The 13,883-nt window shown below is 48.5% G+C and carries 14 protein-coding genes, 1 pseudogene and 1 other annotated feature; of the genes and pseudogenes, 4 read left to right on the forward strand and 11 right to left on the reverse strand.

The window, feature by feature from the left end:
- Positions 1-36: 36 nt before the first annotated feature.
- Positions 37-2,544, forward strand: a complete 2,508-nt coding sequence (locus tag ACFQ0N_RS25730; RefSeq protein WP_379331711.1) for a DUF4832 domain-containing protein — start codon at positions 37-39, stop codon at positions 2,542-2,544.
- A 56-nt stretch (positions 2,545-2,600) separates the two neighbouring features.
- Here ACFQ0N_RS25730 and ACFQ0N_RS25735 read toward each other — a convergent pair whose 3' ends face one another.
- From ACFQ0N_RS25735 to ACFQ0N_RS25765, 7 genes and pseudogenes are all read right to left on the reverse strand, one after another.
- Positions 2,601-2,756 (reverse strand): hypothetical protein, encoded by a 156-nt coding sequence (locus tag ACFQ0N_RS25735; protein ID WP_379331713.1) that lies wholly within the window; start codon positions 2,754-2,756, stop codon positions 2,601-2,603.
- A 212-nt stretch (positions 2,757-2,968) separates the two neighbouring features.
- Positions 2,969-3,508 (reverse strand): hypothetical protein, encoded by a 540-nt coding sequence (locus ACFQ0N_RS25740; protein ID WP_379331716.1) that lies wholly within the window; start codon positions 3,506-3,508, stop codon positions 2,969-2,971.
- A pseudogene (locus ACFQ0N_RS25745) lies at positions 3,492-3,710 on the reverse strand (VOC family protein); the annotation flags it as partial. The pseudogene ACFQ0N_RS25745 and the gene ACFQ0N_RS25740, both read right to left, overlap by 17 nt.
- Positions 3,711-3,842: 132 nt before the next feature.
- On the reverse strand, positions 3,843-4,715 hold the full coding sequence (locus ACFQ0N_RS25750; protein ID WP_379331718.1) for an RNA polymerase sigma-70 factor: 873 nt from the start codon (positions 4,713-4,715) through the stop codon (positions 3,843-3,845).
- Between the two features lie 13 nt (positions 4,716-4,728).
- Positions 4,729-5,916 (reverse strand): NAD(P)/FAD-dependent oxidoreductase, encoded by a 1,188-nt coding sequence (locus ACFQ0N_RS25755; RefSeq protein WP_379331720.1) that lies wholly within the window; start codon positions 5,914-5,916, stop codon positions 4,729-4,731.
- A 117-nt stretch (positions 5,917-6,033) separates the two neighbouring features.
- Positions 6,034-6,723 carry a Crp/Fnr family transcriptional regulator gene (locus ACFQ0N_RS25760; protein WP_379331722.1) on the reverse strand — a complete coding sequence of 230 codons (690 nt, stop codon included), beginning with the start codon at positions 6,721-6,723 and terminating at the stop codon, positions 6,034-6,036.
- 23 nt (positions 6,724-6,746) lie between these two features.
- Positions 6,747-7,148: a DUF6157 family protein gene (locus ACFQ0N_RS25765; protein WP_379331724.1), complete on the reverse strand. Its 402-nt coding sequence runs from the start codon at positions 7,146-7,148 to the stop codon at positions 6,747-6,749.
- Between the two features lie 245 nt (positions 7,149-7,393).
- Positions 7,394-7,633: a binding site (T-box leader), on the forward strand.
- 72 nt (positions 7,634-7,705) lie between these two features.
- On the opposite strand from ACFQ0N_RS25765, the gene tyrS reads away from it, so the two are divergent.
- Positions 7,706-8,968 carry a tyrosine--tRNA ligase gene (tyrS, locus tag ACFQ0N_RS25770; RefSeq protein WP_379331725.1) on the forward strand — a complete coding sequence of 421 codons (1,263 nt, stop codon included), beginning with the start codon at positions 7,706-7,708 and terminating at the stop codon, positions 8,966-8,968.
- Positions 8,969-9,123: 155 nt separating this feature from the next.
- Here the strand turns inward: tyrS and ACFQ0N_RS25775 are convergent, their stop codons facing one another.
- Complete coding sequence (locus tag ACFQ0N_RS25775) at positions 9,124-9,870, reverse strand: SDR family NAD(P)-dependent oxidoreductase (protein ID WP_379331727.1); 747 nt, start codon at positions 9,868-9,870, stop codon at positions 9,124-9,126.
- Positions 9,871-10,135: 265 nt separating this feature from the next.
- On the opposite strand from ACFQ0N_RS25775, the gene ACFQ0N_RS25780 reads away from it, so the two are divergent.
- Together ACFQ0N_RS25780 and ACFQ0N_RS25785 are read left to right on the forward strand one after the other, a co-directional pair.
- Complete coding sequence (locus tag ACFQ0N_RS25780; protein WP_379331729.1) at positions 10,136-10,564, forward strand: exosporium protein C; 429 nt, start codon at positions 10,136-10,138, stop codon at positions 10,562-10,564.
- Between the two features lie 241 nt (positions 10,565-10,805).
- Complete coding sequence (locus ACFQ0N_RS25785; RefSeq protein ID WP_379331731.1) at positions 10,806-11,372, forward strand: hypothetical protein; 567 nt, start codon at positions 10,806-10,808, stop codon at positions 11,370-11,372.
- Here the strand turns inward: ACFQ0N_RS25785 and ACFQ0N_RS25790 are convergent.
- Genes ACFQ0N_RS25790 through ACFQ0N_RS25800 form a run of 3 tightly spaced genes read right to left on the reverse strand, consistent with a single transcriptional unit; the run spans position 11,369 to position 13,776 of the window.
- A complete protein-coding gene (locus tag ACFQ0N_RS25790; RefSeq protein ID WP_379331733.1) occupies positions 11,369-11,521 on the reverse strand; it encodes a FeoB-associated Cys-rich membrane protein in 153 nt (50 codons plus the stop codon). The genes ACFQ0N_RS25785 and ACFQ0N_RS25790 overlap by 4 nt on opposite strands.
- Before the next feature lie 21 nt (positions 11,522-11,542).
- Complete coding sequence (feoB, locus tag ACFQ0N_RS25795; protein ID WP_379331735.1) at positions 11,543-13,552, reverse strand: ferrous iron transport protein B; 2,010 nt, start codon at positions 13,550-13,552, stop codon at positions 11,543-11,545.
- Positions 13,549-13,776, reverse strand: a complete 228-nt coding sequence (locus ACFQ0N_RS25800) for a FeoA family protein (RefSeq protein WP_379331737.1) — start codon at positions 13,774-13,776, stop codon at positions 13,549-13,551. Before ACFQ0N_RS25800 ends, feoB begins: the two co-directional genes overlap by 4 nt.
- Positions 13,777-13,883 lie beyond the last annotated feature (107 nt).

Here is a 13,883-nt window from a genome sequence, read left to right on the forward strand (position 1 = left end):
GATTGCGAATATGCTAGAAAAACAGGAGGTGATCTTATGGGAAACAAACGCAAGTTTAACCGCTTTCTCAGCTGGCTGCTAAGTTGTTTGCTGTTGGTAGCACTCCTTCCGGGTGTAACTGCACAAGCATCGTCTGAACTGGACAAGACTACCCGCACTTACCGCGAGAATAATGAAAATTTTATGAACCCAGAGCGTGGATTTATGTATAATTATAGCCCTGGAGATCCATATTATGCCGCAGACCAATCCAGACTGAAAGGGTACAGCATCGCTTATTGGAACATCAAATTGGACGAGTTCAGGACAAAGCCCATCAGTGCGCAATATCTCAAGCAAATTGAAGAGCAATTTCAAGCTGTGCGCAAAGCGGGCATAAAAGTCGTGCTCCGCTTCTCGTATGATTCGACAGCCAAAGGCAATGACGCCGCGCTATCTGTCGTCTTGGGCCATATCGAGCAATTAAAACCGCTCTTGGCGCAAAATAGCGATGTGATCGCTGTCCTGCAGGCCGGCTTTATCGGAGCCTGGGGAGAATGGCATTCTTCCGCCAACAACTTGACAACGACTAGTAATGCTCTGCCAATTTTAAAGGCGCTGCTTAATGCTTTGCCGGAAAACCGGATGATTCAAATGCGCACGCCAATGAAAAAAGAAGAATTGCTGCCGAATAACGGTATCCCGCTGCAACCCGAGGAGGCTTTCAGCGGAAGCGATCGCGCCCGCGTCGGCCATCATAACGATTGCTTTATCTCATCTGCGACAGATGTCGGCACCTACCCGGCCAAAGAAATCGAACGATGGAAAAGCTATATAAGCGCAGATACGCGCTACACGCCTCATGGAGGAGAAACCTGCGATCTGTCCCCTTATTCCACATCCAAAAATGCAATTCTTGAGATGGAAAGGCTGCATACCAGCTATCTTTCCAGCGAGTATTTTCAGCCGGTCTACAGCAGCTGGAAAAGCGAAGGCGCATTCGAGGAAATCAGCCGCCGCATGGGCTACCGAATCGTTCTCGACGATGCCGCTTGGACAACTGAATTTCATGTGGGGCAACTCGCTTCTATCGAACTGAATTTGCGGAATGTCGGCTTTGCCTCGATGTTCAATGAGCGGCCGGTTTTCCTCGTACTCGATAACGGCAAGGACCGGTACAATATTCCGCTCGCGGGCGTTGACCCCAGATTTTGGGCGGCTGGCGAGAAAACACATGTCGAGACTCAATTTTCCGTACCGGAAAATGTGAAGCCGGGGGATTACCAATTGGCGTTATGGCTGCCTGACGAAGCCGCAGCCTTGCAAAATCGCCCGGAATACGCCGTCCGCTTAGCCAATGAAAAAATATGGGATGCTGGTAAAGGCTACAATCTTTTATCCGAGCAAGTGAAGGTCGCTCCCAAAGAAGAGGGTCCGAAAAACCCGCCGAAAGCAGAAAATATGGAGCTGTTCACGACAGCAGGCACAGCTGTTGAAGGTAAGTTAATCGGGTCCAGCGAAAACCAAAATCCATTAACCTTCAGCATCGTTTCGGAGCCAAGTTTAGGCAAAGTCACCCTTCTTGACAATCATACCGGCGCCTTTATCTATACTCCGAAATCCGGAAAATCCGGCACAGACTCTTTTACTTTCCGCGCCTTCGACGGACAGCAATATTCAGGTACCGCTACAGTTGTTGTAAAGATTATCCCGAATATGCCGCCGATCGCAGAGGATGCTGCCTTCACTGTAGCTGAGAACGGCCAGTTAAACGGATTCCTCACGGCTAAAGATGAAAACGGCGATCCGTTAAGATTTAGTCTTGTATCCACAGGCAAGCTGGGCAAAGCCTCCATCAAGGATAAAAGCACCGGGACCTTCACCTATACACCAAAATCGGGCAAAACAGGGTTAGATACGTTTACTTTCCGTGTATCCGACGGACACAATTATTCAGCGGTCGCTACAGTGACCGTAACCATTATTCCTGTGCCGCCGCCTACCGCACAAAATCAGACGATTACTACAAAGGAGAATAAAGCGGTGAACGGTACTCTCCTTGCAACTGATGCGGAAGGCAAGCCTTTAAAATACAGCATCGTCTCCAACGGTAAATTAGGCAAGGCTGTCCTGACAGATTCATCGGCAGGTAGTTTCACCTATACGCCAAAATTTGGAAAATCCGGTGCAGACAGCTTTACCTTCCGCGTGTTCAACGGACAGAAGTATTCCAATATAGCAACGGTATTCATTAATATCGAACCAGCCGCAGTGAACCGTCCTCCTGTCGCCTTCAATGCTATGTTCAATACGACTCGCAACAGTTCGGTCAAAGGAAAGCTTAGTGCAGCAGACCGCGACGGAGATCCTTTAAAATTCAGCATCGTGTCCAATGGACGGTTAGGCACAGCTACCCTTATCAATTCAAGCACCGGCGCTTTCATTTACACGCCGAAATCCGGCAAAACGGGCACGGATACGTTCACTTTCCGCGTGCATGACGGGCAAAGCTACTCGGATATCGCTAAAGTAACAATTCAGGTAACAAAAAAACGCTATCGTTAAAGATAGCGTTCATGCGAACAGACGGACATGATGCCAGCATGTCCGTCTTCTTCTATCTACAGATTGGGCAGCAGGACGCCGCCATTGGTCAAATCCATCATCCACCTTAATGTCCGCGCCGGTATTTGAGCCTCCTTGTTCACTGCACCGTTTGGCCCCTTGATATTCGGGGAGCCAAGGTAGTACCCCCAAGCAGCTAACGAACTTGCCAATCGTTATTTTCGCAAAAATGGCAACATAAATATTTTAACGAATCTCACAATCGTTATGATGGCGAAATACTGCTTTATTCCTTGCTATTTTGGCAAATAACGATATCCAGTTTCGTTAGAAAATTCAGAAGCCCAATTTTGCCCGAATAGCGCTTGTATGGTTCGTTACAGCTAGCTCTACTCCTTCTTTGAAGCCAATTTCATAATAGTTTTTAAGGAAAATCCAATGTATCGGTAATTTTACGGAAAACTTCATCCACTTGCTCTTTTCCGTAGCGCTGCTCTAATCGCTGCCAGGATGCATGAGGCAATAGAATAAAAGCATGCGTATCCGAATAATAAGAATCGTTCATTAAACGGATTTCGTAGCCGTCTTCAATGATTTTTGCTACCCCGCGGATTGTAATATAGCGGTCTGCCGGCGAGAAGCTTAACGGAATTTCATAGACCGCTTCATTATAACTGACCGTTAAGCCTTTATCCGTAAATTCAGCCGCCAGCTTGCCGGGCAGCCGTTTACCGAACAGGCGGACAATTTCATCGTCTTCCTCGCGCCAGTCGATAGTAATGGCAAAAACCCAGGCAAATACATTGCTGCGCGTTGCCGCGAGCGACTCCTCTCTGGCGGCATGACTGAACTCAGTGCGGTCACTTTTGCTAAACTCATCGCCATGCTGCTCCAAAAAAGCGTCAACCTGCTCTGCGCTGCCGGCAAATAAAAAGTCGAGTTCCTGATCATTTGGTATCATCATTATACTCCTCCATTACACCAAAATAATTGTTCTCATCATCAGAAAAATTGAATACGCGTCCGGACGGCATATTTACAATTTCTCCGACTGTTATACTTTTGGCAATATAAACCTTATACAATTGTTCGAGATTTGCGCTGAAAAACATAATCGACGGAGTGCCCAAATTCATTTCCGGCTGCATCTTGGCAATCAGCTCTTTCAGTTGGTCGATAGTATCAACCAGATTGTACCATTAATTTGCGCAAATAGCTCTGTGTATATCGAATCATGTAGCATAGGCCGCAGGTCCAGCTTATCGTACGCTGCTCCCTGCTGTTTCCCCATAACCGTTCTAGTTCCTCCCTTTCATATGCTGCAGCTTGTCAGGATTTCTCACAAAATAAACCGACTTCACTTTATTATCGATCATCTGCAGAAAAGCGACAGCTATAACATGACCCTGCTCACGAATAACGATACTGCTCTGGCCATTAACGTTTGCCAGCTCGAAGTCCGCTTCTCCGCCTTCCTTGCGCATGATGCCAATCAGGAAGCTGGCGACGCGCATGCTGGATTCAACCGGACGAGTGGCAGCTGATACTTTGCCTCCGCCATCCGAGAACAAGACGACGTCATCGTGCAGCATAGATAATACCGTTTCTGTCTCCCCATGCGAGAGAGCGGCAAGAAATTTCTCAATCCATGCTTCTGCGGCACCGCCGGGTGCGGCCAGCTCTTCTTCAGAAATGCCCATTTTACTGCGGGCGCGGCTCATCAGCTTGCGGCAGTTCGCCTCACTTTTTTCGGTCAACTCCGCAATCGCAGGATAATCAAAGCACAACGCTTCCCTAAGCACAAATACCGCACGTTCAGCAGGCGTCAGCCTTTCCAGCAAAGCAAGCATCGCATATGACAGCAGCTCCTGGCGCACAACCGCTTCAAAGCTGCTGTCATCATAAGTAGCCGGCAGCGGCTCCGGCAGCCATGGTCCGACATAATGCTCGCGTCGCTTTCTCGCCGATTTCAGCAAATCGAGGCAGCGGTTCGTAACCATTTTGCATAAATAGGCTTTAGGCTCTTGCAGCTTGGCCGGCTGTACTCCTTGTACTTTTAAAAATACATCCTGTACAGCATCCTCCGCATCGGCCACTGAGCCGGTCAATTGATAAGCAAGACTGAATAACAATGCTTTATACTGGATATACCACTCATTAAGCTCATTCATTTTATCCTCCCGCTTATTTATTAAGCATGCTGGAATATTCCCATAAAAAAACTTTTATCCGATAGGCAAGTTTACCCGAAATAATTATATTTAGCCCCCACTTACGTGTCCATAACAATCCTCGTCCCGGTCCTAAACCTATTGTAAACGATTCGAGCACGCGCCGGTGCCGCGGTGCATCCGAGCCGGTCAAATCAGCCCAAATAATTTTCCCCAGCCGCTGTGCTTGCGGTACCGCTTCTTTGCAAGTCATACGGTCAACTTTCCCGCTTTCGCGCTCAATAACAAGCGCACAATCGCCAATCGCATATACTCCGTGCGCTCCTTTGACACGGTAGCTTTCATCTACAATGATCCGTCCATCGGGGGATAAAGGCAGTCCCAGTTTGCCCAAGCCCGGATTAGGCACAAGTCCAAGCGTCCAGACCGTCAAGCCGACAGGTATCGAAGTCGATGAAGTCAGCTCCAATTGCCCACCATCCTCGCGCAGCACTTTTGTGCGATGATGGGCCGTGACGCCGATGCTCTGCAGCTCCTGCTCCAATCTGTGGCTCACCTTGGGCGGAGCTTCCATAAACAATCTCGGCTGGGAATTTAGCAAATGCACCTGTACATCGTCCTGGCTCAAACCAAGCCTAGCGGCTTCAGTACGCATGGCAAATGCCAGCTCCGCTGCGGTCTCCACTCCAGTAATGCCGGCACCAGCAACTGCTGCAGCCATTAATCTTTGTTTCTCTATTTCATTCGTCTCTTTGGCAGCAAGCTGCAAATTCCGCTGCCACTGCTGCCGAATCTGCACGGCTGCCGCCGCGCCCGTCAGCGCGATTCCGCCCTGACCGTCCCCCTGTTCGCGAACCACGCTGCCGATGGCAACAACTAAAATATCGTAATGCATGCGCTGCTCCACGCCATTTTGATCGATATAAATCAACTGCTTGTCGTCACTTGTCAAATACAAGGCAGTTCCTTGCACAAAGCGCGCATCTTCCGGCAAATAATGTTCCCATGGAACGGTAATGGCTTCCTCACTGACAGCCGGGCGGAAAAACAATACTTTGCGCGTATGGCTGCTCTCCCGATCGATTAAAGTGAGCTGCAGCTTACCGCGGCGATCTTCTTCCTTATAGGCTTTGCGAATCGCCTTAAGCGCATGTATTCCGGCAAATCCGCCTCCGACTACAACACAGTTCAATGGTTTCATAAGTGCTCTCTCCCTTTCTACTTGCTGCATTTGCAAATAGAACGAGAGTGCGTTATTTTTTGTGACAAAGGCATTGAAAAAGAGATGCTCTTAAAAGCATCCCCCTGTACTAAGGCGCTAGACCGTATCTACCAACTGCTTCAGCTTGGCCAAGTCAATAACTAGAATGATCTTTTTTTCCACTGCGACAATCTGCTGAAGTTGCAGATCGGACATTACCTTGGTGACCGTCTCACGCACCGTTCCAGTCATATCGGCAATCTGCTGATGCGTCAGCTTCATATTAATTAAAATCCCCTCTGCTGTGTGGACACCGTGCATTTCAATTAACCGCAGCAACCCTCTCGCAATACGGGCGCGGGCATCGTGAACCGTCAAATCGGTGATCAACTCATTGGCTCTTCTTAACCGCGTCAAAGCCGTCTTCAAAATGTTAATGGCAATATCCGGGTTGCTGCTCATTAGCCAATCGAAATCGCGCCGTTTCAGCACATACAGAGTTGTTTTCTCCACTGTTTTGGCGGAGGCGGAGCGAACCTGCTCATCCTCCAGCACAGCCATCTCGCCGAAAAAATCCCCCTCTTTAAGAAGCGAAAGAATAATTTCCCTCGCCTCATTTAGGCGGTAGATTTGCACAAGACCAGATTCAATAAAATAAAGCTCGTCTCCCTGGTCTTCCTCCAGAAATATATTCGTCCCCTTATCATACTTGCGTTTTAAAATAAATTTAGCAATTTTGCCTAACGACTCTTCATCTAAATTATCAAAAAAAGGGAAGTCGCGTAAAAAATCAATAACTCCAGTCATTTTTAACTCCCTCGCTATAAGTATCAATTTCTCTTCGATCTCATCCCTTTAACAATTTGCAAATCCTTCCTCGTTTGCATCTGCTTATATTTATCTGATTCTACAGGCACAAGCTCGGCCTTGCCCTCCTGATCAAAATAGATGCCGTATCCATAGCGCTTGGGCAATGCCGAAGCGCGCATGCAGGCGCGGCTTTTGGCCAAAAATTTGCTCAGTTCCTCGTCCCGGTCCGATTCCGCAATTTCTTTATGGCGCATATGCACCTCAAATTGCAGCTCATCCTGGGTATAATGTGCCGGCTTTTCTTTCAGCATTTCATATTCATATGCTGCGACTGTTTTCTTCTTGCCGTTCAGCTCTGGCGCCTTGCTCTCCTCAACCGGGCAATCCTCTGAAACTAATATGAAAGTATTATAGTAATTCAAGTGAATCCCTCCTTTTTAAAAAAGCCACAATACGAGCTTGTCGATTGTGGTTTCATTTGAATTACTTTAAGGCTGCTTTTTTTGCAATACTTGTTTCGCTTACATAGATCCCTCCATGCAGCAATTATATAATACTTGCGCAACCGGCTACAAGACGATTGCCGTTCCCGTCTATCAGAAGCATCGGGAAAAACAAAGTTTGACAACCGCAACTACATTCACTATACTGGTCATTAATCAAATATTGATTTACGTTGAAGGAGCCCAGTAGCCGCTTATCGTCCCTGTCTCAGAAAGCCGGGGGTTGATGCAACCCGGTACACACAATAGCGCGCGAATTACACTCTGGAGTATCTCGGGTAATGCCGAGCGGAATTGGCGATCGATAACTCGTCAAGAGTGGCATGCATTGTTGACTTAGACAGTTTCGTCTTTGGTCGCGGCATGCAAGCTGGGTGGTAACACGGTAAACAATCGTCCCTTGTCTTTTATGACTTGGGGCGTTTTTTTTGTTTTTATGTCTATAAAATCAAGAAATTTTGCGAGGAGAGAATAAGATGAACATCATTGATGAGCTCGAATGGCGCGATGCCATTAATCAACAGACTGATGCAGAAGGATTAAAAGCATTAACGGAGGAAAAATCCATCTCCCTGTACTGCGGTGTCGATCCGACCGGCGACAGTATGCATATCGGACATCTGATTCCTTTTATTATGCTTAAAAGATTTCAGCTTGCCGGCCACCGCCCGGTCATTCTGATCGGCGGCGCAACAGGGACAATCGGCGATCCTAGCGGGCGCCAAACCGAGCGTTCCCTGCAAACGATGGAGCAAGTACAGGCCAACGTTGATGCCCTGACGGCACAAATGAAAAAGCTGTTCATCACCGAGGGCGACAATCAAATTCGCATGGTGAACAATTACGACTGGACGAGTAAAATTAATATTATCGAGTTTCTGCGCGATTACGGCAAAAACTTCAGCATCAACGCCATGCTCGCCAAGGACGTTGTCGCCAGCCGGCTCGAAAGCGGCATTTCGTTTACCGAGTTTACGTACCAAATTTTGCAATCCGTTGACTACTTGCACCTGTTCAAACACGAAGATGTCCAGCTGCAAATCGGCGGCTCCGACCAATGGGGCAACATTACGAGCGGCTTGGATCTTATCCGCCGCAAGGAAGGTTCAGAGGCCAAAGCATTCGGCTTGACCATTCCGCTAATGCTGAAAGCGGACGGAACTAAATTCGGCAAAACGGCAGGCGGCGCGATCTGGCTCGATCCGAACAAAACGACGCCGTTCGAGTTCTACCAATTCTGGGCCAACACCGACGATCGCGATGTCGTCAAATACTTGAAATACTTCACCTTCCTTACCAAAGAGGAAATCGATGAATTGGCTGAAAAGGTTGCGACCGAGCCACATAAGCGCGAAGCACAAAAAATGCTCGCTGAGCAAATGACCCGCTTCGTCCACGGCGAAGAGCTGCTGGATCAGGCCAAGCGAATTACGGCCGCGCTGTTTAGCGGCGATATCAGCTCGCTGACCGCAGACGAGATCGAGCAAGGCTTCAAAGAGATGCCGACCTTCGAAACAAGCAAGGAGTCGAAAAATATCGTCGACTGGCTGGTCGAGCTGGGCATTGAGCCTTCCAAGCGCCAAGCCCGCGAGGATATTACGAAGGGCGCCATATCGATGAATGGCGAGCGCGTTGGCGATCTTGACTTCACCGTCACAGCGGATCATGCCATCGGCGGCCGCTTCATCATTATCCGCAAAGGCAAGAAAAACTACAGTCTGGTGAAATTAGCTGACTAGGGTAAACGAACAAAAAAGTGGGCATTTCCGTTCTTTCAAACGAATGTCCACTTTTTTTATAAAATCCATTTCTCGGCCTACAATCTAGCCGGAGAGACCTCGACTCCTTTTCGTTCGCGGCCAACCATCTCCTGGAATATGCCCCCGACTAAACCTTACTGAGCTGTATATCCGCCGTCAACCAGCAAGCTAGTCCCGGTCACGAACGAGGCATCATCGCTGGCGAGGAACAGAACGGCTTTGGCTACCTCCTCCGATTTGCCCAGGCGGCCCATCGGGTGCAAGCTGATCAGATGCTGGTGCATCTCTTCCGTACGCCCGGCAATCAACGGCGTATCGATATAGCCAGGGCAAACTGCATTGACGCGGATACCTTGGGGAGCATAAGTAATTCCCAGCGTTTGGCTCAGCAGCTTTACCCCGCCCTTAGCTGACGAATAAGCGGTAACCCCTGCTCTCCCGGCATGGCTGTGAATCGAGCCACAGTTGACGATGGCTCCGCCAGTCCCTTGCGCAAGCATTTGCTCAATAACGTATTTATCGCACAGGAAGACACCCGTCAAGTTTATATCAATCGTACGTTGCCAATCATCGAGGCTCAGATTATGAGCGGCATTGTCTTTAGCGATGCCCGCATTGGCAAACAGAATATCCACTCTCTCGAATTTCTCGACTGTGGCACTGACCATCTGCTTGACTTCATCTTCCTTGGTTACATCGGTCTTCACATACAAAGCTTCACGGCCCTCGGCGTTCAGTTGTTCGGCCACTTCCTGTCCTCGCGGAGAAAAGTCGGCAATGACGACTTTGGCTCCTTCACTCGCAAACAGACGTACCGTAGCTTCGCCGATTCCGCTGGCTCCTCCTGTTACAATCGCTACTTTCCCTTCCAGTCTTGCCATTTGCAAACGCCTCCGTTTTGAATGTTTTTCTAGTGCCTTGCTTCTATTATAGACCTCCGTTCTATTAAATCATATGTAAAGATACTTACCGTCGCAAGAAATATTAGAGGACATACGCCAGCACTCCTTCCATAGTATGGCACTCAATCGCGTCAATATAGCTCATCGATCAGCAGCTGACTATTTCAAAACAATTAAATAGTAGTCCAAACATTCTCCTTTTGTCGAACATATTTTGAGGTATCAAACAAGAGGAGATGATTTTTTGGCACGTATTCTCGATAAAGCTGCCGTTAGCCCGCGGCGCACTTTCAACTTAGCGAAGTCAATCATTATCAGACGTTCGCCTGGAAGGTCTACCCTGGCAACAATTCGAATAAGAATACCTGTTTTGAATGCCCAACCTAATCGGGTTGAATTAGTGGCAACTGTTGGTGTCCGGGGGGTTACCGGTATCGCTCAAATCCGCTTTAGAATCTTCCGTGACGGAAGAGAGATTTTTAATACACTGCAAGGTATTGAATCGGCTGGTTCTGAACAAAACTATGCGGTTACATTCCAGGCGATCGATAAAAATGTAAGAGCAGGCAGTCATGTTTACACAGTAACCGCAGAAAATCAAACCGCAAATACGAGAGCTGATGTTGTTGGTCCGGTTACTTTTAGCGGGCTGGCCGTTAAAACGAGAACCTAATTGGGAAATTTCCTGTTACACAGAGGGCTCCGATCTATTGTTATCGGCGGCCTTCTTTTTATCAAATACAGACGAGAAGACTCCTTCCTCAAAGCGGAAGCTTAGGTAGGAGATGAATCGTCTTCGGACAAGGGTGGCAATTTTGCTATCTCAATTGTCCGACATGATTTTAAAGCAGTTCCTTCCCTATTTGAAATCGAACTGGTGTTCTGGTATAATGATAGATATGGGGGGATTGGAAATGAGTCTGACTACGATTACGATCAAACTTCCTTTGTATCGGCCCACATTGGTAAAACAAGACATGTATAAAACCATGCGATCCCACTTTTCACAAGCTAGCAACCAAGCCCTTCTGTACCTACAGGAAGTCCCAGTACGTAAGGCAACAGAGCTGGATCGCCTGCTTCGTTCCATACCACTACCATCAACCCTGCTTCAAGAAGCAAGAAAACTGGCTGTCAGCCGGTATCAAGATTGGCGGAAGCATGCCAACACCAAAGGTTTTCCTTCCTTTCGAGCGAATATCTCGATTCTGTTTGACAATCAGAACTGGCGGCTCCGTTTCGATCAAGGACACCTGAAAATTGGCATCCCCACCATCGAAGGGCATTTAACCATCGATAAATATGTGCCTGCCAGCGTCAACGATTATGCTTTGTTTTGGGTGAACTATCTTCTGACCGGGGAAAGGCGGGGGAGGATGTCAAATTTCTCTACCAAACACAAAAACACGCCAAAATTGGCGTGTTTTTGTATTTATAGAGTCACGGGGGATACGACTCGCTCAACTTGTATACGAGGCTAACGTGCTTCTTCCGGCGTACAGCTCGAGGAGCAGCTCTTGTTAAGCGAGCATGCTGCGCATTTGCCCGCCTTGCTTTTTTGCACAAACCGGTACAGCGAAAAACCCGCATATCCGAAAATTAGCACACCAATTATTATGCTTGGGATCATTCCTTTTCCCTTCCTCCTGATTTAATGGAATCCTAATAGACGCCCGCCTTGGTAAATGAGGATAGAGATAATATAGGCGATAACCAGCGCATAGATCACCGAGAACCACGTCCACTTGGCCGAGGCCGTCTCCTTCTTGATCGCGGCTACTGTAGCCAGACAAGGAACGTACAGCAAAATAAAAGCCAAAAAGCTGTAGGCCGATAGCGGCGTAAAAAAGTCTGCCATCACTCCTTGCAAGGTATGCATATCAGGAGCGACATAAATAATATTCATCGTGGAAACAACGACTTCTTTGGCAAGGAATCCGGTAATCAAAGCTGCCGCTGCTTGCCAGTTGCCGAATCCGAGCGGCTCCAGTATCGGAGAAACAACGCCGCCAATGTAAGCCAGGAAGCTTTTATCCATCGCAACATTGAGGCCGCCTGGGCCGGCATAGGTTAAAAGCCATATAACAACAGAGCCGCCGAAAATAAACGTCCCGGCTTTGCGCACAAAGCCTTTGCCCTTCTCCCATGTGCTTTGCAGCAATGTTTTTAGCTGCGGAACACGGTATGGCGGCAATTCGATGACGAAAAACGAGCTTGCTTGCTTCAAAATCGTAGATGAGAACAGTTTTGCCAGCGTTAATGCGATCATAATACCGAGCAAATAGAGCGATAAAACGATCAGCGCCTGATTTTGCTTGAAAAACGCACCGACGAATAAACTGTACACGGTCAGTCGGGCAGAGCATGACATAAGCGGGGACAAAATGATCGTCAAGAGCCGTTCTTTCGGCTGTTCGATCGTCCTTGCCGCCATAATGCCGGGTACATTGCAGCCAAAGCCGATAATCATCGGGATGAACGCTTTGCCGTTCAAGCCGATGCTCTCCATAATTTTATCCATGACCATGGCGACCCTTGCCATATATCCGGAATCCTCAATGAACGAAATGAGGAAAAAAAGCATAAATATTTGCGGTACAAACACGAGCACGCCGCCGACGCCGGCAACAATCCCCTGCAATACAAGCGCTTGAATAAACTCGGTTGTGCTGGCCGCTTCCAGCCAGCTGCCAAGCGTATCGGTAAGCGGGCCGGTAATGAAGGCATCCAGTCCGTCCGAAAGCGGCGAACCGACCCAATCAAAAGTCAATTTGAAGATCAAATAAGTAAACAGTAGAAAGATCGGCAGCCCCAGCACCTTATTGGTCACAATGCTGTCGATCCGGTCGGTAAGCGTAAGTTCGATCTGCTTCGTGTTAGTGACGCAGCTGGTGAGCAAAGACTCAATGTGGTTGCCGCGAATCGTTCTTATATATTGAGCGATAGAATTGGACGCCGATTCCGCTTGCACCGCTTTTTCCGCCTGCTGAACCCATTCATCCAAAGCGGCAGCCGGCAAATGCTGCAATACAAGCTCCCGGACTACTTGATTCCCTTCCAAAAGCTGAAGCGCCAGCCATCTGCCAGGCGGCAGCTCCTCGCGCTCCGGCAGCATAGCAACAAATTGCGCGATCAAGCCCTCCAGTGCATCGCCGTAATCAATCTGCAGAGCTGGCTGCCCGCATGAGGAAGGCGAGAGTCTCCCCGCCAGTTCGTCGCAGCCTGCCCCAGAGCGGGCCACAATAGGCACGACCGGACAGCCGAGACGTTCGGCCAGCAGCCGGTCGTCGATCTGAATCCCCCTCGCCTTGGCCACATCGATCATATTAAGGCCAATGACAAGCGGCTTCCCGTATTCGAGAAGCTGCAAGGTCAAATATAAGTTTCTTTCCAGCTGGGAAGCATCGACAATATTCAAAATCGTCGAAATCTCATCATACAGCAGAAAATGAGTTGCGACGCCCTCGTCCCTCGATAATGGATTAAGGGAATACACGCCAGGCAAATCAATCAGCTGCCCGCTTTTATTTTTCAAAACGCCGACCTTCTTCTCCACTGTAACCCCAGTCCAGTTGCCCACATATGCGTAGGAACCGGTAAGCTTGTTGAACAGCGAGGTTTTCCCCGTATTGGGATTGCCGGCTAAAGCAACATTAATCATACGCTCTCCACTCGGATCATTCCGGCATCGCGGCGGCGGAGGCCGATCAATTGCCCTCCCGCTTCGATCGCAATCGGTCCTCCTAAAGGCAAAATGCGCTTGATCATAACCAGCGTCCCTTCCATAATGCCCAAATCCATCAAGCGCCGCTGAACGAGAGCATCCATCCGGTGCGTGCTTGTTATCCGTACCTTTTCGCCTTTATTTATATCTGTCAACAGCATTTCCGTCCACCTCTGTTAAGCTGATGATAACCATTATCAATCTCACTCAGAATCAATTATATGAGAATAATAATCAGTTGTAAATAAATTTGTTTGCTGCCGCACTA

This window comes from Paenibacillus sp. GCM10027626, assembly GCF_042676285.1.
GTDB lineage: Bacteria > Bacillota > Bacilli > Paenibacillales > Paenibacillaceae > Paenibacillus_Z.

Bases quoted from the DNA above. Each gene is read 5' to 3' on its own strand.
- ACFQ0N_RS25730 (WP_379331711.1), top strand. From the start codon at position 37: ATGGGAAACAAACGCAAGTTTAACCGCTTTCTCAGCTGGCTGCTAAGT.
- ACFQ0N_RS25740 (WP_379331716.1), bottom strand. From the start codon at position 3,508: ATGATGATACCAAATGATCAGGAACTCGACTTTTTATTTGCCGGCAGC.
- ACFQ0N_RS25750 (WP_379331718.1), bottom strand. From the start codon at position 4,715: ATGAATGAGCTTAATGAGTGGTATATCCAGTATAAAGCATTGTTATTC.
- ACFQ0N_RS25755 (WP_379331720.1), bottom strand. From the start codon at position 5,916: ATGAAACCATTGAACTGTGTTGTAGTCGGAGGCGGATTTGCCGGAATA.
- ACFQ0N_RS25760 (WP_379331722.1), bottom strand. From the start codon at position 6,723: ATGACTGGAGTTATTGATTTTTTACGCGACTTCCCTTTTTTTGATAAT.
- tyrS (WP_379331725.1), top strand. From the start codon at position 7,706: ATGAACATCATTGATGAGCTCGAATGGCGCGATGCCATTAATCAACAG.
- ACFQ0N_RS25775 (WP_379331727.1), bottom strand. From the start codon at position 9,870: ATGGCAAGACTGGAAGGGAAAGTAGCGATTGTAACAGGAGGAGCCAGC.
- ACFQ0N_RS25785 (WP_379331731.1), top strand. From the start codon at position 10,806: ATGAGTCTGACTACGATTACGATCAAACTTCCTTTGTATCGGCCCACA.
- ACFQ0N_RS25790 (WP_379331733.1), bottom strand. From the start codon at position 11,521: ATGATCCCAAGCATAATAATTGGTGTGCTAATTTTCGGATATGCGGGT.
- feoB (WP_379331735.1), bottom strand. From the start codon at position 13,552: ATGATTAATGTTGCTTTAGCCGGCAATCCCAATACGGGGAAAACCTCG.
- ACFQ0N_RS25800 (WP_379331737.1), bottom strand. From the start codon at position 13,776: ATGCTGTTGACAGATATAAATAAAGGCGAAAAGGTACGGATAACAAGC.